This window comes from Pseudoalteromonas sp. ASV78, from assembly GCF_047806705.1.
Classification (GTDB): Bacteria; Pseudomonadota; Gammaproteobacteria; order Enterobacterales; family Alteromonadaceae; genus Pseudoalteromonas; species Pseudoalteromonas prydzensis_A.
On sequence record NZ_JBLOPA010000002.1, the window covers coordinates 388,471 to 412,310 of the forward strand.

Sequence of the window (23,840 nt, forward strand, 5' to 3'; positions counted from 1 at the left end):
TGTCAACCGAATTTATATTAGCCCTAGTGCTAGGCATTCCCTATTATTAATAACATGATATTAACCAACTTCAGTTGTCAGTTACTGAAATGGAACTTTTAATGAATAAAACAAAGGTCCGGATGGGCATGGTCGGTGGTGCACAAGGCGCGTTTATTGGAGCGATTCATCGCATTGCAGCGCGTTTAGATGGCTTGATTGAGTTAGTCGCGGGTTCTTTTAGTTCAGATCCAACACGCAGCCAAGCAACTGCGGCAATGCTGGGGATAAATCCAACACGCTGTTATGACAGTTATCAGCAAATGTTTATTGAAGAAGCTAAGTTACCAGCAGATCAACGCATTGATTTTGTCACAATTGTTACACCTAATCATTTGCACTTTCCCATCGCAACGCTTGCCATTGAAAGTGGTTTTCATGTTTTATCAGATAAACCAGCGACATTAAATTTACAAGAAGTGTTGTTATTAGCGCAAACCTTGCACTCAAGTGATTGCTTATATGGCTTAACACACACTTACACGGGTTACCCGATGATCAAAGAAGCGCGTCATCGTATTGCGCAAGGTGAACTTGGTGCTATTCGTAAAGTGGTTGTGGAATACAGTCAAGGTTGGCTTTCGAGCAATGAAGACGAGCACGCTAAACAAGCAAAGTGGCGTTTAGATCCGCAAAAAGCAGGTATTAGCTGCTGCATAGCCGATATCGGTGTCCATGCTGCAAACTTAGCAGAATATGTAAGTGACTTAGAAATCACGGCGTTATGCGCAGATTTAAATCACGTTGTACCAGGCAGAGCACTCGATGATGATGGCACTGTTTTACTGCGCTTTAACAGCGGTTGTAAAGGCGTGTTAATGGCAAGCCAAGTTGCATTAGGGGAAGAGAATAATCTTAATCTGCGTATTTACGGCGATAAAGCCAGCATCGAATGGTCGCAAATGGAACCCAATAGTTTATGGCTAAAAAGTCATAATGCGCCAACGACGCTACTACGAGCAGGAGTCGCACTAAAAAGTAACGCTGCTCAAGACGCTTTACGCGCCCCAGCCGGTCACCCAGAAGGTTACCTTGAAGCATTTGCCAACATTTATGTCAATTTTGCTAAGCAGATCAACGCGAAAAAAGCGGGTGAGTTAGCAAGCAACGCTGACTATGACGTACCGGGTATTAAAGAAGCAATTCGTGGCATGGCATTTATTGAAAATGCAGTCGAGGCTGCAAGCCAAGACACTAAATGGCACCCATTTAAAATTGGATCAGCAAACTATGAATAAAATAAAAGGCCCGGCAATATTTTTAGCGCAGTTCATCAGTGATGAGGCCCCTTTCAACAACTTTACAAGTATTTGTCAGTGGGCTGCAAGTTTAGGCTATAAAGCAATTCAACTGCCCACTTCAAACCCAGAGATCTTTGATTTAGAAAAAGCCGCCCAAAGCCAAGCTTACTGCGATGAGGTGACTGGTATTGCAGCACAAGCAGGGCTTACAATTTCAGAGTTATCAACGCATTTACAAGGTCAATTAGTTGCGGTACACCCAGCTTACGATGAAATGTTTGATAACTTTGCGCCCGAGCAATTACGCGGCAACCCAACAGGTAGAACCCAGTGGGCAATCGAGCAACTGATGATGGCAGCCAAAGCCAGTAAACAATTAGGGTTGAATACTCATGTCACTTTCTCAGGCGCTTTGCTTTGGCATACTTTCTACCCTTGGCCACAACGACCAGCAGGCCTCGTCGAAGCCGGATTTGCAGAGCTCGCAAAACGTTGGCTGCCAATACTCGATTACTTTGATGAAATGGGGGTGGATGTTTGTTACGAGCTTCATCCTGGTGAAGATCTCCATGATGGCATTACATTTGAGCGCTTTTTAGCCGCGACAAATAACCATCCACGGGTAAATATTCTTTATGATCCCAGTCATTTTGTACTACAGCAGCTTGATTACCTTACATTTATTGATATTTACCAGCAACGCATAAAAGCATTCCACGTCAAAGATGCTGAGTTTAATCAAAATGGTCGCAGTGGTGTCTATGGTGGCTATCAAAATTGGCAAGACCGCCCTGGTAGGTTCCGCTCATTAGGCGATGGGCAAATTGATTTCAAAAGTATCTTTAGCAAATTAACCCAATATGGGTTTGACGGTTGGGCCGTTTTAGAGTGGGAGTGCTGTATCAAACACCCTGAAGACGGCGCACGCGAAGGCGCTAAATTTATTCAAGATCATCTGATCCGCCCGACAGCTAAGGCATTCGATGACTTTACTGCGATGGCAACAAATGATGATCGCAATAAGCGGATATTAGGCATTTAATAAACAGGATCACACACAATGAATAATAACAATAATCAGCGTATTATTTTTCGGCTTTGCTGCATCGCACTCATTGTTACTTCAATGACGTTTGCAATAAGAGCCGGTATTTTAGGGCAATTAGGCGAGCAGTTTGGCCTTACTGGCGCTCAGTTAGGTTGGGTTAATGCGATGGCATTTCTCGGTTTTCCAGTTGCGACTATGCTCGGTGGCATCATTTACAATGCCATTGGCGCGAAGAAACTAGTGGCATTGGCATTTGTTTGTCACTTAGCAGGACTGCTTTTAACTATTATGGCCGAAGGTTTTTGGGGACTGCTTATCTCAACCTTTTTAATCGGCTTTGCAAATGGCTCTGTGGAAGCGGGATGTAATCCGCTTATTGCCCAAATGTACCCGAAAAACACCACCACCATGTTAAACCGCTTTCATGTATGGTTCCCTGGCGGCATTGTAATTGGTGCATTGGCTTCAAACGCAATGACCTCTTTTGGATTTAGTTGGCAATGGCAAGTCGCGTTAATTCTAATTCCAACCATTATTTATGGCCTGATGATAGTTAAAGCGCAGTTCCCACAATTTGATGCTCAACAAAATTCAACGACCAGTAACTTAAAGCACTTACTTTCGCCTTTATATCTGTTTTTAATTATTTGCATGACCCTAACCGCAGTTACCGAGTTTGGTACTCAGCAGTGGATCGAACAAATCCTCGGCTCTTCTGGTGCCTCGCCTATGGTTATTCTCGCGCTGATCACCGGATTAATGGCGCTGGGTCGCTTCTTTGCAGGGCCTATTGTCCATCGTTTTAGCCCGTCAGGCGTACTACTAGGGTCAGCGGTGTTTTCAACCATTGGCATATTTTTAATGAGCCAAGCGCAAGGTAATGCAATTTACTTTGCCGCCGCGCTGTTCGCCATTGGCGTTACCTATTTTTGGCCGACCATGATTGGCTGTGTTGCGGAATACACGCCAAAAACCGGTGCGTTAGGAATGTCTCTGATCGGTGGCGCAGGGATGTTTGCAATGAGTTTGTGGAACCCAGTTATAGGCTACTGGATTGACAGTGCCAAGCAACAAGCTCAACAAACACATGTCTCAGCAGAGCAAATCGAAGTGGTCGCAGGACAAGCAGTTTTACAAAACCTATTGATCTTTCCAATAGTACTGATTGTTGTATTTATTGGGCTGCACCTATTTATAACAAAACATAAAAATGTAGAAAAATACGTTTAATAGCAATACGTCGCACACAAAAAAATAAGGGGTACTTTATGCTTAAATCAATCTCGATGTTATCAATTGCACTGGCGTTTAGCAGTACTGCATTTGCCAAAACAGCTGATAACCAGCTAAGCAAAGAAGAGCAAAAAGCAGGCTGGCAATTACTGTTTAACGGCCAAGACATGTCTCATTGGCGCAATTTTAAAAGCGATACGCTCAGCTCAAAATGGACAATTGACGACGGCGCTATGTTACTCACCCAAGGCGGTGGTGACATACTAACTAAAAAGAGCTATGAAAATTTTGACTTAAAACTTGATTGGAAAATCAGTGAAGTTGGTAATAGTGGCATTTTTGTTCTAGCCGATGAATTGGGCAAGTATATTTACTCTCACGCGCCTGAAATCCAAATTATTGATAATGAACGCCATTCAGACACCAAAATCGACTCTCATTTATCAGGGTCAATTTATGATTTGCTAACGGCGCCTACCTCAGCTCACAAACCAGCAATGCAATGGAATACTGTGCGCATCAAGATGCTAAACAACCATTTACAGGTTTGGCAAAATGGGGTTAGCACTGCCAGTATTGTTGTTGGCAGCAGTACGTGGAATACCTTGGTTAAAAACAGTAAATTTGCTACGTGGTCCAACTTTGCTACCGCAAAACAAGGCCGTATTGGCCTGCAAGATCATGGCGACAAAGTTTGGTTCAAAAACATAAAAATTAAGGAGCTGTAATTATGTCAACATTTGATCATAAAGTGTTAGTTGTCGGCTCTGGTGCCGGTGGTGCAATGGCTGCGTATACCCTTACTAAGCTTGGCCACAAAGTATTATTACTCGAAGCGGGTCGTGATTACGATCCGAAAAAAGAAAGTCCGATGTTTCGCCGCAATAGTGAAGCGCCATTAATGGCAACCAGTACTAAAGATAAAAACTTTGGTTTTTATGATGCCACTGTTGATGGCGGTTGGCAGGTTCCAGATGAACCGTATACCAGTGCCAAAGGCTCTGAATTTTTATGGTGGCGTGCTCGCATGCTGGGCGGGCGTACTAACCATTGGGGCCGCTACTCACTACGTTTTAGTGAACATGACTTTAAAGGTAAAAGCCGTGACGGCCAAGGAGCTGATTGGCCATTTGTGTACGATGATATCGCCCCTTGGTACGACATTACCGAAGAGTTAGTGGGCATTTGTGGCACTAACACGGGTTTAGATGATATGCCCCCTTCACCTGAGGGCGTATTACAACCGCCTCCAAAGCCACGCGTGCCTGAATTATTGATTGCAGCCTCGGCAAAAAAACTAGGTATTGCCGCGGCTCCTATGCATCGCGCTGTATTAACACGCCCTAAAGATGATCGTATGGCCTGCTTTTACGCCACTCCATGTGGTGCGGGTTGTTCAATTGGTGCTGCTTTTCAAACCACCACATCCTTGTTACCGATGGCGCAAGCTACGGGTAACTTAAAAGTGATCACTGATGCGATGGTAAAGTCGGTGTCTGTAAATGATGATGGCAAAGTAACCGGCGTGAGTTACATAGACAAACACTCAGCTCAACAACACACTATCGAAGCTGATGTGGTTATTTTAGCTGCCAGTGCCTGCGAATCGGCGCGTATTCTGCTTAATTCTAAACATAAAAAGCACCCTAAAGGTCTGGCTAATTCAAGCGGTCAAGTTGGCCGTAACCTAATGGATTCAACCGGTGCATGGCTAGGCGCACAAATTCCAGCACTTAAAGGCCGTCCGCGCTATAACGAAGATGGGCACACTGCCAATCATTTATTTATACCTTGGTGGGGCCACCAAGCCCAAGCAAAAGGAGAACTTGATTTTCCACGTGGTTATCACTTTGAAATAGGCAGTGGCTTTAATCAGCCAGGTGCGGGTGTATCCGGTGATAAGCAAGGCTATGGCCTGCAACTTAAGCAACAAATACGTGATGCCTATGGCTCATATGTGGGCTTTGCGCTGCGCGGTGAAATGCTGCCTAATAAAGATACCTATATGGAAATCGATGAAAACGTTAAAGATAAATGGGGTATTCCGGTGGCTAAGTTCCACTTTAAGTGGTCTGACCGAGAACTTAAGCAAATTGAGCACGGTTTAAAAACAGCGAAGCAAATCCTTGAAAACATGGGTGCCAAAGTAGGCGAACTACCGCCTGCGGAAAAAGCAATTTCAAAGGGCGGCGAAATTATTCATGAAGTGGGTACTACACGTATGGGTAGCTCCCCTACTGATTCAGTCACCAACCAATGGGGACAAACCTGGGATTGCGACAATTTATTTGTTATGGATGCCGGCGTATTTGCTTCTAACCCTCATAAAAATTGTACCTTAACGATTATGACGCTTGCGATGCGTAATTCGACTTGGTTAGCTAAACAGATCAGTGAAGGAGTATTGTAATGAACACCAACGATCGTATGGATTCATACAAATATATTTCTGGTATGACACGCCGAGAATCACTTAAGTGGCTGGGCCTACTTGCCGCAGGTTCAACTGTCGGTTTAACCGCCGGTTGCACTAAAGTACTTGAAGATACACCAACAAGTTCGGGGCATTGGCCTGATATTGATATCGCCCCCATTACTGCAAAAGGCTATGGCACCGATCCTAACTTGGTCATTCCACCGTCGTCGCCTTGGCCGTTAACTTTAACCCAGTCGCAATTGACTTTAGTGGCTATTTTATCCGATCTATTGGTGCCAAAAGAAGGTGACATCCCCAGTGCATCTGAGCTTAACGTGCCAAGTGTTATTGATGAATGGGTCAGCGCGCCCTATCATGGCCAACAAAAAGATCGTGTTACTATTTTACATGCATTAGCGTGGATTGATGACGAATCTAAAATCCGCTTTAATAAACTTTACAGTGCCCTCAATAAAGCTGAGCAACACGCTATATTGGATGATATTGCTTATTATAATGACGACACACCAGAACAATTTCAACGTATTGCAAAAGCATTCAAGCGCTTTAAAGAATTAGTTTTGGCTGCGTTCTTTTGTACGCCTCAAGGCTGTAAAGATATCGGCTATTTGGGCAATGTGCCGATTGCGGGTGATTATCCAGGCCCTTCAACCGAAGCTAAAGCCCATTTAGAGAGTATTTTAGATGAACTTGGCTTAAGTGAGTATGCTTATAAAGATGAGTGATCGACAACCCAATGTTCGTTTTTAGTTAGCCCAGACCAAAGCAGGGAGCTATTCCCTGCTTATTTTTTAGGTGTTTTATTATGTTTAAAGCCACGTATTCATTATTAATTAATGCTATAACAAGCATTTTAGTCATACTCGCGCTGCAGTCTTTACCTGTATCCGCCAATAGCAGTGAGCCCGCTAAAGTAAGCGTGCAATTGTGGTCGGTTAAAGATGCTTTAAAGGCTGACTTTGACGCAACCATCACAGCGCTTGCTGACATGGGCTTTCAAGGGCTCGAATTTGCAGGTGATTTTGGCCCTTATAAAAATAACCCACGGGCGCTAAAAAACAAACTCGCCAGCTTAGACTTAGTCGCTAGCAGTGCCCATATTGGCTTTGATGCATTAACTGAAACCAACTTAATGGCAACCTTATTATTTTATAAAACGCTCGGGGTCACTACTTTGTTCGTACCGTGGGATGAGCGCGCATGGGATCCTAAAGGCGTAATGCCACTGACAAAGCAACTCACTGAGCTTAATGAGCTTGCCCAAAAATATGAGATGCAAATTGGCTTTCATAATCATAATAAAGAGTTTGAACAATATAAAAACGCAACCTATTGGGATGCGATTGCCAGTAATACCCCCTCGAACTTGCCACTGCAACTTGATATTGGCTGGGTGCATTACGCAGGCAAAGAGCCGCTGCATTTCATAAAGAAATATGCGGGTAGAACCTATGCGACACATTTAAAAGTTCGCACCCACGAAAATGACGGCTTAAGCCCTATATTCGGCGAAAACAATTACCCGTGGCAAAAAATAATTCAGTCGCTGCTCACTGATGGCGGCACAAAGTGGTTGGTTATCGAGCAAGAAGAATACCCAACTGGCTTAACGCCTTTACAAAGCGTTGCTAAATCAAAAGCCAACTTAGATAAAATACTTCACAACATGTAATACTGTACGCTATGAACTCGCTTAATGATAAACGAGTTCCTGCAATCTATTTACACATCCCACTCGGTCAGCGCATCTTTTACATAAACGTAGCGCCATGAGTTAAGCAGATCAGGTTTAGGAGTCTGGGCTCGTTGCGCTGCGGTTAACTTCCAATTCCAACTGATCAGCTGGTTAATTTGCTTTTTAGACGCTAATACATCCTCAGGTATACCCTGCTCTTTCGCGACTTTAGTGATTTTTTGTTTGATCTCTTTGGCGACTTTTTTATAAGCAGGAAAGTCAATAAGGCGCTTCAACGGCTCCGGGAAATCTGAAACCGGCACTACTTTTGCCTTTTCTATACACTTTAAAATCTCCACACCAGAGCGATTAACTTCAATGCTTTCAACTTCTGGAATGTTGCGCAATGCATTTAGGCTGGTTGGTTTACGCTTCGCAATTTCAACCAAGTTATGTTCTTTTAATACAAAGTTTAGCGCTAAGTTTTTACGAATTGCTTTATTACGACGCCATGCGGCAAGCTCTCTAAGCACCGCAAGATCCGCAGGTATTAATTGCCAGGAATTTTTTATATCTTGATAAAGGTGTTCATCAGGCGTTTGATAGGCGCGCTTTTCAGCCACCAGCTCACTTTCATTGATCACAATATCAAAAAATTCAGCTTCATTGATTTGCTTAATAATAATCTCAAAACACGGCAATAAATGAAACACATCAGCCGCGGCATAATCGAGCTGCTTAATTGTCAGTGGACGCTGTAACCAATTAGTGCGTGATTCACTCTTATCTATTTCAATATCCAGCAAGTTTTTAACCATATGCGCAAAGCCCATACAGTTGCCGTTGCCTAATAGTTGCAGTGCAAATTGCGTATCAAATAATGGCATCGGTACAAAGCCGGCATACTTTTGAAATACTTCAATATCCTCTGAGGGCGAATGTAATACTTTAAGAACATTGGGATCGCGTAAAATCTGCCAAAAATCAAACAATGACAATTCAGCAAGGGGGTCGATTAACGCTAAATGCTCACCATCGAACACTTGAATAAGCGCCACTTCAGGATACAAAGTGCGCCGGCGCATAAATTCGGTATCAATTGCTAAGATAGGTTTGTTGCGAATTTGCTCAACAAACTCATTTAATTGATGTTGGGTTTGGATCAATTGATATTGCACTTAATCTCCTACAGTAAAAAGCCGACAAATAATGTCGGCTTTTTAGCTTGCTAATCTTTCAAGGCTCGTCTGAGTATCTTGCCAACGTTTGTTTTTGGCAACTCATCCCTAAACTCAACCAGTTTAGGAACCTTGTAGTTAGTTAAATTATCACGACAGTGGTTTATTATATCTTTTTCAGTTAAAGATGGGTCTTTTTTAACAACAAAAACTTTAACTTGTTCGCCGCTAACATCATGTGGGATACCAATTGCGGCGGCTTCGAGCACACCGTCATGCATTGCGATAACTTCTTCGATTTCATTTGGGAACACATTAAAGCCAGATACGATGATCATATCCTTCTTGCGGTCAACAATATAAAAGAACCCTTCGTCGTCATAGGTGGCAATATCACCGGTTGCAAACCAACCATCTTGCAAACATTCAGCGGTTGCATCTGGGCGGTTATAATAACCAACCATTACTTGCGGGCCTTTTACCCATAATTCACCAGGCTCACCTTTGGCCGCTTCTTCGCCGTTATCTAATATCAGTTTGATATCAGTATTTGGCGCAGGTAAACCAATCGAACCATTGTATGCATCTAGATCATAAGGGCTGACAGTCACCAATGGCGAACACTCAGTTAAACCGTATCCTTCCATTAATTTGCTGTTGGTGATTTTTTGCCATTTTTCTGCAACAGGACGCTGTACGGCCATACCGCCACCCAATGACATTTTCAGACTTGAAAAATCAAGTTCAGCAAAGCCAGGGGTATTTAGTAAGCCATTGAATAATGTATTAACACCAGTAATTGCAGTAAATTTATGTTGGCTTAATTCTTTTACAAAGCCTTTCATATCACGTGGATTAGTGATCAATAAATTTAATCCGCCATACTTCATAAACGTTAAGCAGTTAGCCGTTAGTGCAAAGATATGATAAAGCGGTAATGCTGTAACCACGACCTCTTTACCGCGCTCTAATACTTTATCTAAACAACCTGATACTTGCTCTAAATTACCGACCATGTTGCCATGGGTTAGCATCGCGCCTTTAGAAACACCGGTTGTGCCCCCGGTGTATTGCAAAAAAGCTAAATCAGTAAGATCAATGGCAGGCTTGTTGTAGCCTGACTCGTCTGCGGCTAACGTATCGGCAAATTTAATCACATTGGGCAAGCTATACGCTGGCACCATTTTTTTGATGTATTTAACCACCAAATTAACGATATGCTTTTTCAACCCACCCATCATGTCGCCCACTTGGGTGACCACAATATGTTTAATATTAGTTTTTGGTAAGGCTTTTTCTAGCGTGTCGGCAAAGTTCGCAAGGATAAAAATCGCTGTCGATTCAGAATCATTAAGCTGATGTTCAAGCTCACGGACCGTGTAAAGTGGGTTTACGTTTACCACTACGCAGCCTGCTCGCAAAATACCTAAAATAGTTACGGGCGTCTGTAGCAAGTTGGGCATCATTACTGCTACTTTATCGCCTTTTTTTAGCCCTAATTCATTTTGCAGATAAGACGCAACCCGCTTAGTGGCGCTATCTATTTCGCGATAGGTCAGTGCTTTACCCATGTTAGTAAAGGCCGGAAGATCACTATAGTCAGCAAAACTTTTTTCGAATAAATCGAGTAACGAGTGATAGTGCTCAGGGTCGATTGTTTCAGGCATACCCTCTGGGTAGCGCTTCAGCCAAATTTTTTCCACTCTTAGCTCCTGTTCTATTTATAATTTATTTTTATTAAACCTTAAACTAAGTAAGGCAATTCCACAATTGAGCAATAACTCTAATTTTGCAAATATTCCCACATTTTGTGCAAATATACAATTAACATGCACCAGTTTGCAGCATAAATGCTTGAACTTGCTGTAAACATTCTGTCGGGCTTTGCATATGACAATGATGTCCTCCCTCGACCTTACTAACTATTAACTCTTTGTAATAAATACTGTATTTCTCAAAATTATCATTCACAAAGGCATAACCTTGACGACCTAATATTAATTGGCAAGGTACATTTATTTCGCTTATTACCGCTATACATTGTTGCTCATCAAACCTAAAACCTGAATGATTTTTAAGCTTTGGATCAGTACTTAGCAACCAACCTCGATCAGTTTTGATTATATTTCGCTCCATCAGCACTGTCACCAAATCAAATGGCAAATCGCTAACTTGCGCGCGCGCTTGGTATATTGTTTGTTTTGAGTCGTATTGTCTTGGTATTTTTTGCTTTATACGACGTCGGTTTAAAATCGCATTACGCAGTTGCTCAACAGCCCGATCGCTGGGTGTTGTGATCACACCTAGCCCTTCAATCATAGTCACTGATTGTACTTTTTCGGCAAAACAACTGGCAAACAGGCCTGCTGCCATTGCCCCCATCGAATGGCCAACCAAGTGCACTTTTTCAACCCCGAGTTTATCAATTAAATTATAAATATCATCGATATAATCAATAAAATAATAGTGGGCATCAGCACTTCGCCAATCAGACTTGCCATGCCCTGGAAAATCAATGCAATACCAGGTTGCTGATAACACACTGTTTTCTAACATAGGTAAAAAGCTATGGCAATTATCTAACCAACCGTGCAATCCAATCACAACGTCTTCACCTTGGCCAAAGGTTAGGCCATGAAGTGTTAATTCGCCACTTTGTACTGAAAATGGATGCACTTGGTAATTCCTCTTTATTTTTGGGTCGTTTAACGTAAAAGACATTTATTTATCATACAGGGGGTATACAATAACACCACATAATAAACAGGGTACAAAAATGAAAAAACACATCAGCCTCTTGGCATTATTATGCTCCGCAAGTGCATACGCAGAGCAAGCACCAAAGAACATTATTTATATGATTGGTGATGGCATGGGGCCCGCTTATACTACAGCATACCGTTATTTTAAAGATGACCCGTCAACCAAAGAAATAGAAAGCACGGTATTTGATACCATGCTTACCGGTATGGCGCATACTTACCCTGACGATCATACTTATGTGACAGACAGTGCAGCAAGTGCAACCGCACTAAGCTCAGGCCATAAAAGTTATAATGGTGCAATCGCTGTCGATACAGACAAAAAACCACTTAAAACCATGCTGGAAATCGCCAAACAACAAGGTATGATCACCGCACTCGTGGCCACCTCACAAATCAACCATGCAACCCCAGCAAGCTTTGCAGCGCACAATGAATCACGTCGTAACTATGATGAGATTGCTAATGATTACATTGATAATAAAATAGCAGGGAAACTGCCTGTCGATCTGATGCTTGGTGGCGGCACCAAATATTATATCCGTGAAGACCGTAATTTGGTTGCAGAATTCAAACAAGCCGGCTATCAATACAGTGATGACTTTGCTGCTTTAAAAGATATAAAGCAAATTCCTGCGCTGGGTTTATTTTCGCCAGTTGGCCTTGATTTTGCGTTAGATAAAAACCCCACTCGTTTAGCACAAATGACCGATAAAGCACTTGAATTACTTGATAAAAATAAGAAAGACGGCTTTTTCGTTATGATTGAAGGTAGTCAGATTGATTGGTGTGGACATGCCAATGATATTGCCTGTGCAATGGCTGAAATGGATGACTTTGCTAAATCAATTGAGCAAGCAAAAGCCTACGTTGATAACAACCCTGATACCTTATTAGTGATCACTGCTGATCATTCTACTGGGGGGCTTACCTTAGGTGCCCATGGTCAATATAAATGGGAAGCTGAGGTTGTGAAGGGCGTTAAAGCTACTGCCGTTAAATTAACCGAACAAATGTTAGCCTCGGATGATTTAAAAGCGATTTGGACTGCTAATACAACTATTGATTACACTCCTGAAAATCAAGCTAAGCTTGAACAGGCGAAAAAACTAGGTGACAAAGCGCTTAACCTTGCCATTAAAGATATTATCAGCAACGCCAGCTTTACCGGTTGGACAACGGGTGGTCATACCGCAATTGACGTACAAGTTTTCGCGCATGGTAAAGGTGCTGAGCACTTTATCGGCTCACAAAACAATACTGATATAGCAAATAAGCTGATTGGCTTTATTAAACAAAAGTAAGGGGTCGCCTTTAAATTGTTTTTATAACAAGCAAAAACAATTTTAAACTTATGCCTTATAAAATAAAAAGCCCTGCTATCACTATAGCAGGGCTTTTTATTTCCCCGCCAGATTATACCAATCGACTTAAATATTTAACTATTCTAGCGGGCTAAATAACGCGCTAACAGCATTAGTGATTTTTCAAGTAGAACAATTATGAGCGATGAGAGCAGCAAAGAGCTTATAATATTTGCTTAAATGGCTTTAAATTGGGTGTAAGGACAGGCTAACGAGTAAAAAGCTGATTTATTTAAGTGCGCTGCTCTATTAAGCGTATATATCAACACCAATTAAATTTTGCACCTCAGCGCGGCGCTCAAGGTTTGCAAACTCGGTATATGTAGAAATAGCGCGACTGACTTTTGCAGTAGGTTGGTCATAAATCGTTTGTCGATAGCTAGGCGGTACTGTTTCACTTTGTAGTTTATCGGCAAGCGCAATGCCTGCTTGACTCGACTTTACAAACTCAGCAGACTTTTTATTATCGGCAACAGGTTGCTCTAATAAGCCTTGAGGTTTATTAGTAGTGAGCTGTTTTGGGGTGATTTTACCGGGGATGTCTCCCGTGTAAAAACCTGAACCAATAGGTATAGTCACAGTTGCGTCTCGCTATTTAGGTTATTAAATTATGTGCCATATTTAATAACCTTGCAAGTTGCTTTATTAATCAGTTTATTCGCGCCCAGGTAACTTTTTCCAGGTTACTGTATCACGTACATATTTGGGCTGAGCTTGCGCTGCACTAACCGTACGTTGCGCACTGAAATCATCGCTAATTGTAGCCAACATAAAACCGGCATCAGGTAATATGATGTCGTTATTGATAGCAATTTGTGGGTTATCTGCCAGTGCCTCAGGGTATGTTTGCCAACCCGTTCCAACCGCAATACCTTGTTTATCTGCAAGCGTTAACAATGCCGGTTTTAATACCTGTTCTTCACCCTGCAAAGTCATAATACCAATATCATTTAGCGTATAATGAGCAAAGTAAATCTCGCCCATACGCGCATCAATGGCACTAAAAACACTCGTTTCCCCAGTTTGCTGATACGCTTGTTGCGCCATCATCTGTAGCGTAGATACTCCAACCAGCGGCAGTTTGCACGCATAAGCGAGGCCCTGCGCAATCGCGACACTAATGCGTACTCCGGTAAAACTCCCCGGACCTTGGCCAAAACCAATCACATCTAAATCTGTTAATTTGCAGTTTGCTTTTGCCAGTAGTGCATCCACTAACGGTAAAATCTTTTGGCTATGTTGCTGCGGGCACTCTTCAAAATGGTGAAAGAGTTGACCATTATAATTCAGCACTAATGACAATGCTTCTGTAGAGGCATCAAACGCCAATATGTTTATTTTGCTCGCAGTTAGTTGCTTATTCATGGAAATTATTTCTCTAATCAATATGTTCTAAAAATTCGCTGGCAGCAGCCAAGCTTCGGGTACGGCGCATCGGCGGTAAGCTTTTTAAGAATACTTGGCCATATTGGCGTGTCACTAGGCGGTTATCGCAAATTACCAACACGCCCTTGTCTTTATTATCACGAATTAAACGGCCAACGCCTTGTTTTAGTGCAATCACAGCTTGAGGAAGTTGTATGTATGCAAATGGGTCATGGCCTTGTAATTGCGCATCCTGCATTTTAGCTTGTAATAATGGATCATCCGGTGCCGCAAAGGGCAATTTGTCAATAATAACACAACTTAACGCACTACCTCGAACATCAACCCCTTCCCAAAATGAAGCCGTACCAAGTAATACGGCATTACCATGGCGGGTGAATTTTTCGAGTATAATGCGTTTAGACATTTGCCCTTGCATATAAATTGGATAGTCAATTTGTGTGCTTAAACCCTCAGCCACTAAGTGCATCATCCGGTAGCTAGTAAACAATACAAAGCAGCGCCCTTTGGCTGCTTTTATTAAATCTAACGTAAGCTTAACGATTGCATGGGGCATATTTGCCGCGTGTGTTTCTGGCAAGTAGCGCGGTAAGCATAATAATGCTTGTTGATAATAATCAAACGGGCTATCAACCATCATGCTTTTGGCAGGTTTAAGTCCAAGACTTGCGTTAAAATGATCAAGTGCGTTATCGACAGACAAGGTTGCGGAGGTAAAAACAAACCCAGCGCCGGTATCTTTCATCATTTGTGCAAATTTAACTGACACATTAAGTGGCGTAACATGCACGGTTAGATAACGGCGAGTTGTTTCATACCAATAACTGTAGCCGGTTTGGCTAATATCAAACACCCGTTCTAATTGGCCTTTGAACGCAAGGGTGCGCTCAAATGGGTGCTCAATTTTATCACTTCTATCTAAGCAATGTTTTAGCACTTGATATAAAAAATCGAGATCACTAATAACCCGATGCAATGCGGCGCAAATTTCCTTACTTGCGAGCATTTGTCGCCAATCTCCGCGACTGCCATCAAGGCCAAACTGCAAGCGTAAGTCAGCAACACTGGTTTCTAACTTATTTAAGGTTTTGCCCAATTGCAGCATATCGGGTATGTCAGCACGGTAAATGGCCCGCAGATCATTAATTAAATCCACCAGCTTTTTAGTACTGACACTTTCACCAAAATAATCGCTGGCAATTTCGCTCAGTTGATGTGCTTCATCAAAAATATAGGCGTCAGCGGTTGGAATAAGCTCTGCAAATCCGGTGTCCTTCACTGCCATATCAGCAAAAAATAAATGGTGATTAACCACCACTACATCGGCATCCATAGCTTTTAGGCGCGCTTTACGAATATAGCAATCTTGAAAATCGGGGCATTCTTTACCTAAACAATTATCAGCGGTAGAGCTTACGTAAGGTAGAACTTTGGCGTCTTCTTCAATACCAATACAATCAGCTAAATCACCCGTGTGCGTTTCACTGGCAAATTTAGCCACCATCGCTAGTTGATGCATCACGTCAGAATCATCAGTCGGTACATGGGCGACGTGCTGATTTAAGCGATAAGTACACAAATAATTACTGCGCCCTTTTAATAAGGCGGTTTTTTTACTGGCGCTGAGTGCTTTTACTAATTGTGGTAAATCTCTATGGTACAACTGCTCTTGCAGCGCTTTTGTACCGGTAGAAATAATGGTTTTACCTTTCGACTTTAATGCAGGAGCAAGGTAGGCATAGGTTTTACCCGTACCCGTGCCCGCCTCGACCACTAACTGGGTGCGGTTTTTCAATGCCTCACTGACCGCCACCGCCATATCAATTTGCGGCTGCCGCGGAGTGTAACCCTCCAATGACAACGCCAATGGCCCATCTGCACTAAAAAGCTGTTTGATAATAACGATCGCTTAACTAAAAATAATGGCAAGATTTTACGCAAGCACAGTAACTAGAGCAAGTGAATACGCAAAGCAAATAGCAAAGGAGCTTACCTTTGCTATTTAGCGCTTAACATTACTGCGCATTAATAGTCAAAGTGATCCCACTTGCGCCGCTGTAGCCATGTATATCAATATACCAAGTTCCTGCCTGAGGATTGGTAATGGCACAACTTTCATTATTGCCGTTTTTATAAGGCCGACATTGATATGTTGAGGTTGTAGACGGTGCTGCAAAATTCATATACAAATCTGCATCGCCATTACCACCAGCTATTGATACATCAAGTGCTGTATAACCACTGGGCAATTGCTGAGTAAAGCGCGTCCACTCCCCCGTAGCCACACTGACATTACTCTCGACCCTATTGATAGGCGGTGTTCCCGATGTTGCTGTGTAACTACCGGTTAATGATACACCAGCAATCTGATCCCATGCTTCAACCATCACATGGTATACCCCTGCTTGTAGATTATTGATAACGCATGTTTCATTACTCGTTGCGGTGGTACTTTTACAATCAAAGTCTTGCAAAGTCGGAGGGCTTGCATACTTCACATAAAGGTCTGCATCGCCACTGCCACCGGTTGTGGTGAAACTTAAGTTACTGCTTCCCACTGGTACCGACAAAGTATAAAAAACTTGTTGTTTGGCCAGCGCATTGATATCGGTAACTGTCACTCCGTTTTCTAATTCATTGTTAGCTGGAGGGTCAATATCCCCGGCATTTTTCGCCATTTCTGCAACATAGCTAACAGCTAGTTTTGCAAACTTAGTCGCATGATCAGCATCAAAATTACTGTCGTTTGCAGTATGGATCAGCGGATTAATATCAGCCATACGAGACTCAAAAGGCATAGAGGCCGCAAACCCCTGCTGATACCAAGACGCATGATCTGAGCAGCCATAGCCACATTGATCAAAACCGTATGTGAGTGTCGGTAGGTAAGTATCAATCAGTTGTCCTAAAAACTGATTTTGGGCTGCATTCGTATAATCTGTCATCATCACAATGTCATCGCTACTACCATGGTTACCGGTCATATCAAATTGCACCATGCCCAGTACATTTTTACCTTGCGATTTATACGCAGAGGCAATGGCTTTAGAACCACGCAGACCAACTTCCTCCGCAGCAAACCCCATTATTTTAATCGTGCGTTGTGGTTTATAGTCGTTGACCACAATGGCGCGTAGTACTTCAGATAACACGGCAATACCAGAGGCATTATCATCCGCACCGGGTGCTCGGCCATTACTCGGATCCGATTGGTTAATAGAGTCTAAATGCCCACCAACAACCACTATTTCGTCCGCTTTTTCACTGCCAGCAATAGTTACAATGACCGATGACTGCGCCCAACTATGGCTAAAATAATCAACACTAATATCCGTACGGCTACTGGCTAACTGCTGCCAGTAGTTTTTTAACCACTGCGATGCATCAACGCCACTTTGTACTGAGTAATAGCGATTATGGAAATTGCTCATAGAATTAACTGTATTGGTTAAATCATTGGCACTAATCGTATTAATAAGTTGTTGAACAGTTTGCCCATTATCGATGCTGTAAGTAGCTGCAACGGTATTCATAGCCAGGCTTTGCACTGTTGCTAATTGTTCAGTATAAAGCTCTGCTTCAGCCAATGAATCATGTGCTACAAAACCACCACAGCGATGATAATTATCATGCATAAACTCACTTAAACTGGCGACTTCAGCTTGATTGATACGCATAAAATTCACGGTTTCTAAACGAGAGTCTTGTACAGTAAGACGTTCTGCATTGTGATGATGAGCTGTTTGATTCAACTTATAATGCTTAGCGGCGATAGGGTCTATCGTGACCCAAATCTTCTCAACATCTTGTGCTACGCTCAGCGGACTTACCAACAGTGACACGATGCCAAGCAATGCACTGGGTGCAAAAATATTCATAAAGGTTTCCTTTTTAAGCTGTGTTCATTAAATTTATGTTTTAAAAAACAAACAGATAAATAAGGGAGCGGATGCTCCCTTTGATGAGGAATTGATTAGTTAGCCGATATAGTTAAGGTTACGCCGCTAGCCGCGCTGTAGCCTCTTAAATCAACATACCAAGTGCCTGCTTGCGGATTTGCAATGCTGCAGCTTTCATTGTTGCCATTTTTATATGGCCGACACTGGTAAGATGAAGTTGACGATGGTGAACCAAAGTTAACATACAAGTCTGCATCACCTGAGCCACCCGAAATAGTCACATCCAGCGACGAATAACCAGCACTTAGGTCTTGGGTAAATCGTGCCCATCCGCCACTTGCCACACTAATATTGCTTTCAGTGCGATTAATAGGCGTCGGACCACTGCTGTCACTATCAAAGCTACCGGTTAATGATACGCCTGATATTTGATTCCATGCTTCGACCATTACATAATAAGTACCCGCTTGAACATTGCTGATGGCGCAGCTTTCAGTGCTCGTTGAAGTTGTACTATTGCAATCATATGTAGTTAATGTTGGTTTAGCACCAAACCTAACATAGAGATCCGCATCACCAGTGCCACCGGCAGTATTAAACTGTAGGTTAGTCGCATTTGCTGGTACATCTAAAGTGAAAAACAATTGCTGTTTTTCGCTACCACTGATGCCAGTACGCGGCACGCCATTGCTAAGCTCTTCATCTGCTGGCGGTGGGGTGGTTCCGCAACTACTGCCTGAACTAAGGCTAGAAGTAACGCCAACCGCAGCAAGTGCGCTTTGCACATCATCTGGGCTGTAATCCAAATCACATGCCGCATCCATTACGCCATTACCTGCCAAGTCCCAATTGGTACTAGCTGTCCAATATAATTGGTTTGCACGCGCCATAACCTCAAAAGCTTTTCTAGTATCCCAACCAGCTGTGGTTGCTAAGTTATAAAACGCTTTATTAAAAACACCTGAGCTGTAATGAACATCCATGCCTGAATAATAATTTGCTTGGTTATCAATCGAGCTGCCATCTTGGGTCGGATTATTCATATAACGCAATGCGCCATTGCCTTTGAAGATCTCTTGCCCGACTAACCAATCATTACTGCCTTTCATGTAAAACTCAGCGGCTTCACCAGCCATATCAGAAAATGCTTCGTTCAAGCCACCTGATTTGCCACTGTATACCAGCCCTGAGTTTTGCTCTGTGAAGCCATGACTTACTTCATGGGCAGAGACATCTAAACTAACCAAAGGGTAAAATGTATTTTGGCCGTCACCGAATGTCATTGCACTGCCATCCCAAAATGCATTTTCATAATTATTGCCGTAATGAACACGCATTTTTAATTGAAACGAAAGTGGCGCAGTGCCAAGCCAATCGTTATACATGTTATAAATCACATTACCAAAATAGTGGGCATCGTTAAGTGGCGAATACGCCCCGTTAATTTCCTTAAAAGTGTTTTCTGGGCACGTAAATGAATACGCTGTTGAGCCACTAGTACCGCCATTTAAATTAATGGTTTTCACATTGCTGCTATTCATCGTGCAGTTATTGCCAGATTGCGTGACATCTAAGCTACCAAAGTCAGTACCATAAATGTATTTACCTGTTTTTAAATTACCGCCTGGGCCAGTTGCACTAGCATGTTGAAGATTATCAAAGCTATGTAGCAACTCACCTGAATGGGCATCGATGATCTGATATGGGCGAGCAGGCTCTGCGCCATAGGTCACATAAGTTACTTCGTAGACTAAATGGGCAATATTGTCTTCATCAATCCAAATTGCCAAACGAGATTGTTCGTTGTGTTTTTTAAGACCGACAGCTTTTGCCGCAGCAGGTGAATGTTGCTGAGCACGTGCGATTGCCGTTTTTTTAGCTAGTTTCGGCTTAACAGTATCAATGTCGCTGCTAATATCATAAACCGCAGCGCCATGGGCACGCTTTAATTGTCCGTTACTATTAAAAGTTAAACTCACGGTGTCACCAATGACTGGTAACCCTTTATATTGTTGTTGATAACGACGAGTGGTATCACCATTGTTACTTTTAACTTCTTTTAAAACGACCAAATCGCTGCCATCTTCTAAGCCAATTAACTGCTTTGGGCTTGCCATAAGTACAGCCGAGGCACTCGTTTGCAATGCTTTATTTAAGCCTACTTGTTCATTTAGGTATTGTTTATTTGCAGCCAGTACACTTGATGCTTGTGTTAAAGCCAGAACACCAATAGTTGCCAATGTGATTTTAGATAAATTCACGTTTACGCTCCGTTAGATTGTTATGTATTTAATATTTTTGTATTAAACCGGCACTACCTGTTCCCGATTCAAGTTCAGCCTATACGGCTTTACCTAAAAATGAAAATGAAACATAAAATTAACAATAAAAACCAAAAACTAAAATGGAAACATTTAAAAACAATAGGTTAATAATTAAATGTTAAATAATTAAGAGGATAGCACTGAAAATTGTAAATAAATATATACATAAAATTAACATTTGGTTGCATGTCATTTGTTTTTATTATTAGTAATGTATTAATTGAGAGGTAATTGCCATTTTTACTCAGAACTATGAAGAGGTGCATTACCGTGATTATGTTAATTGGCGGTCTATCGAGCTATCGATCTCTAACAAAAACGCCTATTAAAAGTGTGATTATCAGCATTATCGCGGTGACATTTCAAAGTCTCAGGAGTAACATACCCGCGCGAAAGTACATTCCTTTTTGCTCATTTCAATATTATTATTTAAGGTCAATCAATGAATGCTTGGTACCTCATTTGTTTTTTATCTGCATTAGCTATTTTTATTGCTTTTGCTAATCAATACATACTCAAGATGCAAACAACCATTGCCATAACAACAGGGTCAGTGGTGATATCATTATTATTAATTTTAGCGGTTAAATTACAAGGGGATTCGACCGCTCTTGAGATAACCCAAATCGTCTCAAGCATTGATTTTAATCAATTATTACTCAAAGGGATGTTAGGCTTTTTGCTGTTTGCGGGAGCACTAGAAATCAACCTTGCCGCGCTTAAAAAGCAGCGCTGGGAAATAACCGCCTTAGTATTGTTTTCAACCTTGGTCTCCACATTCATTATCGGTTACTTAAGCTTTTACTTATTTGCACTACTGGGCTGGCCAGTGCCTTTTATTTATTGTTTATTATTTGGTGCATTAATTAGCCCTACCGATCCTATTGCTGTACTTGCCATTATTAAACAAATGCGCGCACCTGAAGGGATCTCGGTTCAAGTAGAAGGTGAGTCACTCTTTAATGACGGTATTGGCTTAGTTATCTTTACAACTATCTTTGCAGTGGCATTTTATGGCACTGAAGCAACAGTGCTTGATATTGGTGAGTTGTTTTTAGTTGATGCTATCGGCGGTATTGTATTTGGTCTCGCCATTGCATTAGTGGGCCACTACTTGATCATCAACAGTCGTGATGTAAATATTCGCCTTTTGCTAACCTTAACGATCCCTACGGCCGGTTTTGCTGCCGCCAACATATGGGAAATATCAGGAGCCCTTGCCATGGTAACCAGTGGCATATTGCTGGGCAATATCACCCGTAGCAAAGCAACCGAACGCACAGGGCCTGAAGATACCCGCTATGTAAAAGACTTTTGGCATGCCACCGATAGCTTTTTAAACGCGTTGTTATTTTTGATCATTGGTATGTTAATTGTCACCATGCCAATCAGCCTAGCTGAAATCGGCTTAGGTCTACTGATGGTACCTGTGGTGTTATTTGCTCGTTTTATCAGTGTTGGCGCGCCGTTTGTGTTGTTTAAGAAGTTTAGAAAATACGACAAGCATACCGTTAAAATTTTAACTTGGGGTGGCCTGCGCGGTGGCCTTGCGCTGGCAATGGCGGCTGCAATCCCTCGCGATGAAGTATTTATAGGTGGCTCAGACTTACATAATCTCCTTGTTATCGTTACTTATGTGGTGGTGATATTTTCCATCATTGTACAAGGGCTTACTATTTCGCCACTCATCCATAGCAGTATTAACTCCGCTAAATAATATTGCTTGGGCTAAAAAGGTTAACTTGCCTTTTTAGCCGCTTTCTTTTTGTACATATCTGCATCTGCTATTTGTAACAACGCTTCAAGCTCTAACGGGTGTTGGGGGTCAAACTCGGCTACACCAAACGAAAAACTAAATGTTACTAAGTTAGGTAGCGACTCACTCAGTTTACTTGCACGTTCTTCTATGCGCGATATAAGAAGCTGGCATTCACGCAACGTTGCCTGTGTCAACATCAGTACAAACTCATCACCACCAAAACGACCGAACAGATCTGATTTACGACACGACGCGCTTATTACACTTGCAAATAAATGCAGCACTCTATCGCCTTCAGCATGTCCATATTCATCATTGATTGGCTTAAATGAGTCTAGATCAATAAAAGTTACGATGGCGTTTAATTGCTGTCGATTACATAGATCTAAATAACGTTCAGCCATTAAAGTAAAGCCACGGCGGTTAGGGATATTTGTTAACTCATCACGAGTTGCTAACTGCTGAATTGATAGCTCACGCTGGATTATCAGCGCCAGATCTTTTAAGGCCTGCGTATCTTCAGTGGAAAATTCGCGAGGTTTAATGTCAATAATACACAAGGTACCAATACACATACCATCGGCTAATTTAATTGGATAGCCTGCATAAAAACGTATTTTAGGTGTATTTAGTACCAATGGATTGTCTGCAAACCGAGGGTCAGTTAGTGCATCACAAATAACCAGCGGGTTATCATCTAATATCGCATGACCACAAAAAGAAATATCGCGGGGCGTCTCTTTAACATCGAGCCCAATACATGATTTAAACCATTGTCTATCTTCATCTATTAAGCTAATTAGCGAGATCGGTACAGCAAATAAATATTTAGCAAGGCGTGTCACGCGATCAAGTGACTCTTCACTTTGCGTGTCTAAAATATTTAGCGCTCTTAATGCTGCAAGCCTGGCCTCTTCATTGTCAGGGAATAACGGTTTATCCATTAAATACCTCAACATGCATATTTATTGACTTTTTGCGTTTATTTAATATAGCAGATTAAATAAATACTATGCATGTATTGAGTTCTTTAGGCCCATGTATCAAGGTGTTTTTCGCCATTTTCATCTTCAGATATGGCAGAACCATCAGATTTAGGCTCTTTATCCAACAGTAATTCTTTCTGAAGAAGCTCACGTTTTCTACGTTTTTCACGTTCAATTCGCGACGTGTTCGAGTCTTTTAGGCCCGCAATGTAAAAAGCGCCTTTCGATTCAAGTTGCAAACGGGTGATCTGCCCTAAATACGGGATCATCATATCCATACGTTCCTCCTTTGGTTACTCTTATCATCGGCCGTTATAGCTTATTCTTTAATTTATGCAAAAAAAACTTGCCAGCTTCCCCACAACTGTGTTTTTCTATATGTGAAATTTACTTAAACAGATTAAACACTTTTGTTTACATGAAGCAATGATAAAACGAAAGTTATTTAGGATATATTATAATGCGCTTAAACCTGACAACAGTACATCATCACCACCATTCATCGGAAT

19 protein-coding genes are annotated in these 23,840 nt (G+C 42.0%); 9 read left to right on the forward strand and 10 right to left on the reverse strand.

Translation table 11 applies throughout. From position 1 onward, the window contains the following. The first annotated feature begins 101 nt into the window (after positions 1-101). The 7 genes from ACMVDV_RS19810 to ACMVDV_RS19840 all read left to right on the forward strand — a co-directional run bounded on the left by ACMVDV_RS19810 (position 102) and on the right by ACMVDV_RS19840 (position 7,670). Positions 102-1,277, forward strand: coding sequence for a Gfo/Idh/MocA family protein (locus ACMVDV_RS19810; RefSeq protein ID WP_416159356.1), 1,176 nt, complete (start codon positions 102-104; stop codon positions 1,275-1,277). Then, on the forward strand, positions 1,270-2,322 hold the full coding sequence (locus ACMVDV_RS19815) for a sugar phosphate isomerase/epimerase family protein (protein ID WP_416159357.1): 1,053 nt from the start codon (positions 1,270-1,272) through the stop codon (positions 2,320-2,322). The genes ACMVDV_RS19810 and ACMVDV_RS19815 overlap by 8 nt, the downstream gene beginning before the upstream one ends. Positions 2,323-2,340: 18 nt before the next feature. Further along, positions 2,341-3,558: an MFS transporter gene (locus tag ACMVDV_RS19820; RefSeq protein ID WP_416159358.1), complete on the forward strand. Its 1,218-nt coding sequence runs from the start codon at positions 2,341-2,343 to the stop codon at positions 3,556-3,558. Between the two features lie 38 nt (positions 3,559-3,596). After that, complete coding sequence (locus ACMVDV_RS19825; RefSeq protein ID WP_416159359.1) at positions 3,597-4,289, forward strand: 3-keto-disaccharide hydrolase; 693 nt, start codon at positions 3,597-3,599, stop codon at positions 4,287-4,289. A 2-nt stretch (positions 4,290-4,291) separates the two neighbouring features. Next, positions 4,292-5,971 carry a GMC family oxidoreductase gene (locus ACMVDV_RS19830; protein ID WP_304183646.1) on the forward strand — a complete coding sequence of 560 codons (1,680 nt, stop codon included), beginning with the start codon at positions 4,292-4,294 and terminating at the stop codon, positions 5,969-5,971. Further along, on the forward strand, positions 5,971-6,723 hold the full coding sequence (locus tag ACMVDV_RS19835; RefSeq protein ID WP_304183647.1) for a gluconate 2-dehydrogenase subunit 3 family protein: 753 nt from the start codon (positions 5,971-5,973) through the stop codon (positions 6,721-6,723). The genes ACMVDV_RS19830 and ACMVDV_RS19835 overlap by 1 nt, the downstream gene beginning before the upstream one ends. 80 nt (positions 6,724-6,803) lie before the next feature. After that, on the forward strand, positions 6,804-7,670 hold the full coding sequence (locus tag ACMVDV_RS19840; protein ID WP_416159360.1) for a sugar phosphate isomerase/epimerase family protein: 867 nt from the start codon (positions 6,804-6,806) through the stop codon (positions 7,668-7,670). A 50-nt stretch (positions 7,671-7,720) separates the two neighbouring features. On the opposite strand, the gene rnd is transcribed toward ACMVDV_RS19840, so the two are convergent. The 3 genes from rnd to ACMVDV_RS19855 form a co-directional block, all read right to left on the reverse strand. Beyond that, a complete protein-coding gene (gene rnd / locus ACMVDV_RS19845) occupies positions 7,721-8,851 on the reverse strand; it encodes a ribonuclease D (RefSeq protein WP_416159361.1) in 1,131 nt (376 codons plus the stop codon). Between the two features lie 50 nt (positions 8,852-8,901). Continuing rightward, the gene (gene fadD / locus ACMVDV_RS19850) at positions 8,902-10,554 is read right to left on the reverse strand and encodes a long-chain-fatty-acid--CoA ligase FadD (protein ID WP_416159362.1); all 1,653 of its coding nucleotides are present in this window, start codon (positions 10,552-10,554) and stop codon (positions 8,902-8,904) included. 121 nt (positions 10,555-10,675) lie between these two features. Continuing rightward, positions 10,676-11,527 carry an alpha/beta fold hydrolase gene (locus ACMVDV_RS19855; RefSeq protein ID WP_304183863.1) on the reverse strand — a complete coding sequence of 284 codons (852 nt, stop codon included), beginning with the start codon at positions 11,525-11,527 and terminating at the stop codon, positions 10,676-10,678. Positions 11,528-11,627: 100 nt separating this feature from the next. Here ACMVDV_RS19855 and ACMVDV_RS19860 point away from each other — a divergent pair, with 100 nt between their 5' ends. After that, on the forward strand, positions 11,628-12,917 hold the full coding sequence (locus ACMVDV_RS19860) for an alkaline phosphatase (protein ID WP_416159363.1): 1,290 nt from the start codon (positions 11,628-11,630) through the stop codon (positions 12,915-12,917). 309 nt (positions 12,918-13,226) lie between these two features. On the opposite strand, the gene ACMVDV_RS19865 is transcribed toward ACMVDV_RS19860, so the two are convergent. From ACMVDV_RS19865 to ACMVDV_RS19885, 5 genes are all read right to left on the reverse strand, one after another. Next, positions 13,227-13,556, reverse strand: coding sequence for a hypothetical protein (locus ACMVDV_RS19865; RefSeq protein ID WP_304183655.1), 330 nt, complete (start codon positions 13,554-13,556; stop codon positions 13,227-13,229). Positions 13,557-13,631: 75 nt separating this feature from the next. Continuing rightward, positions 13,632-14,342 (reverse strand): tRNA (adenosine(37)-N6)-threonylcarbamoyltransferase complex dimerization subunit type 1 TsaB, encoded by a 711-nt coding sequence (tsaB, locus tag ACMVDV_RS19870; protein WP_416159364.1) that lies wholly within the window; start codon positions 14,340-14,342, stop codon positions 13,632-13,634. A gap of 13 nt (positions 14,343-14,355) precedes the next feature. Next, entirely contained in the window at positions 14,356-16,182 is a 1,827-nt protein-coding gene (locus ACMVDV_RS19875; RefSeq protein ID WP_416159769.1) for an ATP-dependent DNA helicase, read from the reverse strand. A 196-nt stretch (positions 16,183-16,378) separates the two neighbouring features. Beyond that, a complete protein-coding gene (locus tag ACMVDV_RS19880; RefSeq protein WP_416159365.1) occupies positions 16,379-18,241 on the reverse strand; it encodes a M28 family metallopeptidase in 1,863 nt (620 codons plus the stop codon). Positions 18,242-18,336: 95 nt separating this feature from the next. Continuing rightward, positions 18,337-20,523 (reverse strand): M4 family metallopeptidase, encoded by a 2,187-nt coding sequence (locus ACMVDV_RS19885; RefSeq protein ID WP_416159366.1) that lies wholly within the window; start codon positions 20,521-20,523, stop codon positions 18,337-18,339. A gap of 505 nt (positions 20,524-21,028) precedes the next feature. On the opposite strand from ACMVDV_RS19885, the gene ACMVDV_RS19890 reads away from it, so the two are divergent. Beyond that, positions 21,029-22,303 (forward strand): cation:proton antiporter, encoded by a 1,275-nt coding sequence (locus tag ACMVDV_RS19890; RefSeq protein WP_416159367.1) that lies wholly within the window; start codon positions 21,029-21,031, stop codon positions 22,301-22,303. Between the two features lie 20 nt (positions 22,304-22,323). Here ACMVDV_RS19890 and ACMVDV_RS19895 read toward each other — a convergent pair whose 3' ends face one another. Together ACMVDV_RS19895 and ACMVDV_RS19900 are read right to left on the reverse strand one after the other, a co-directional pair. Next, complete coding sequence (locus tag ACMVDV_RS19895; protein ID WP_416159368.1) at positions 22,324-23,289, reverse strand: sensor domain-containing diguanylate cyclase; 966 nt, start codon at positions 23,287-23,289, stop codon at positions 22,324-22,326. 86 nt (positions 23,290-23,375) lie between these two features. After that, a complete protein-coding gene (locus ACMVDV_RS19900) occupies positions 23,376-23,609 on the reverse strand; it encodes a hypothetical protein (RefSeq protein WP_304183665.1) in 234 nt (77 codons plus the stop codon). Positions 23,610-23,840 lie beyond the last annotated feature (231 nt).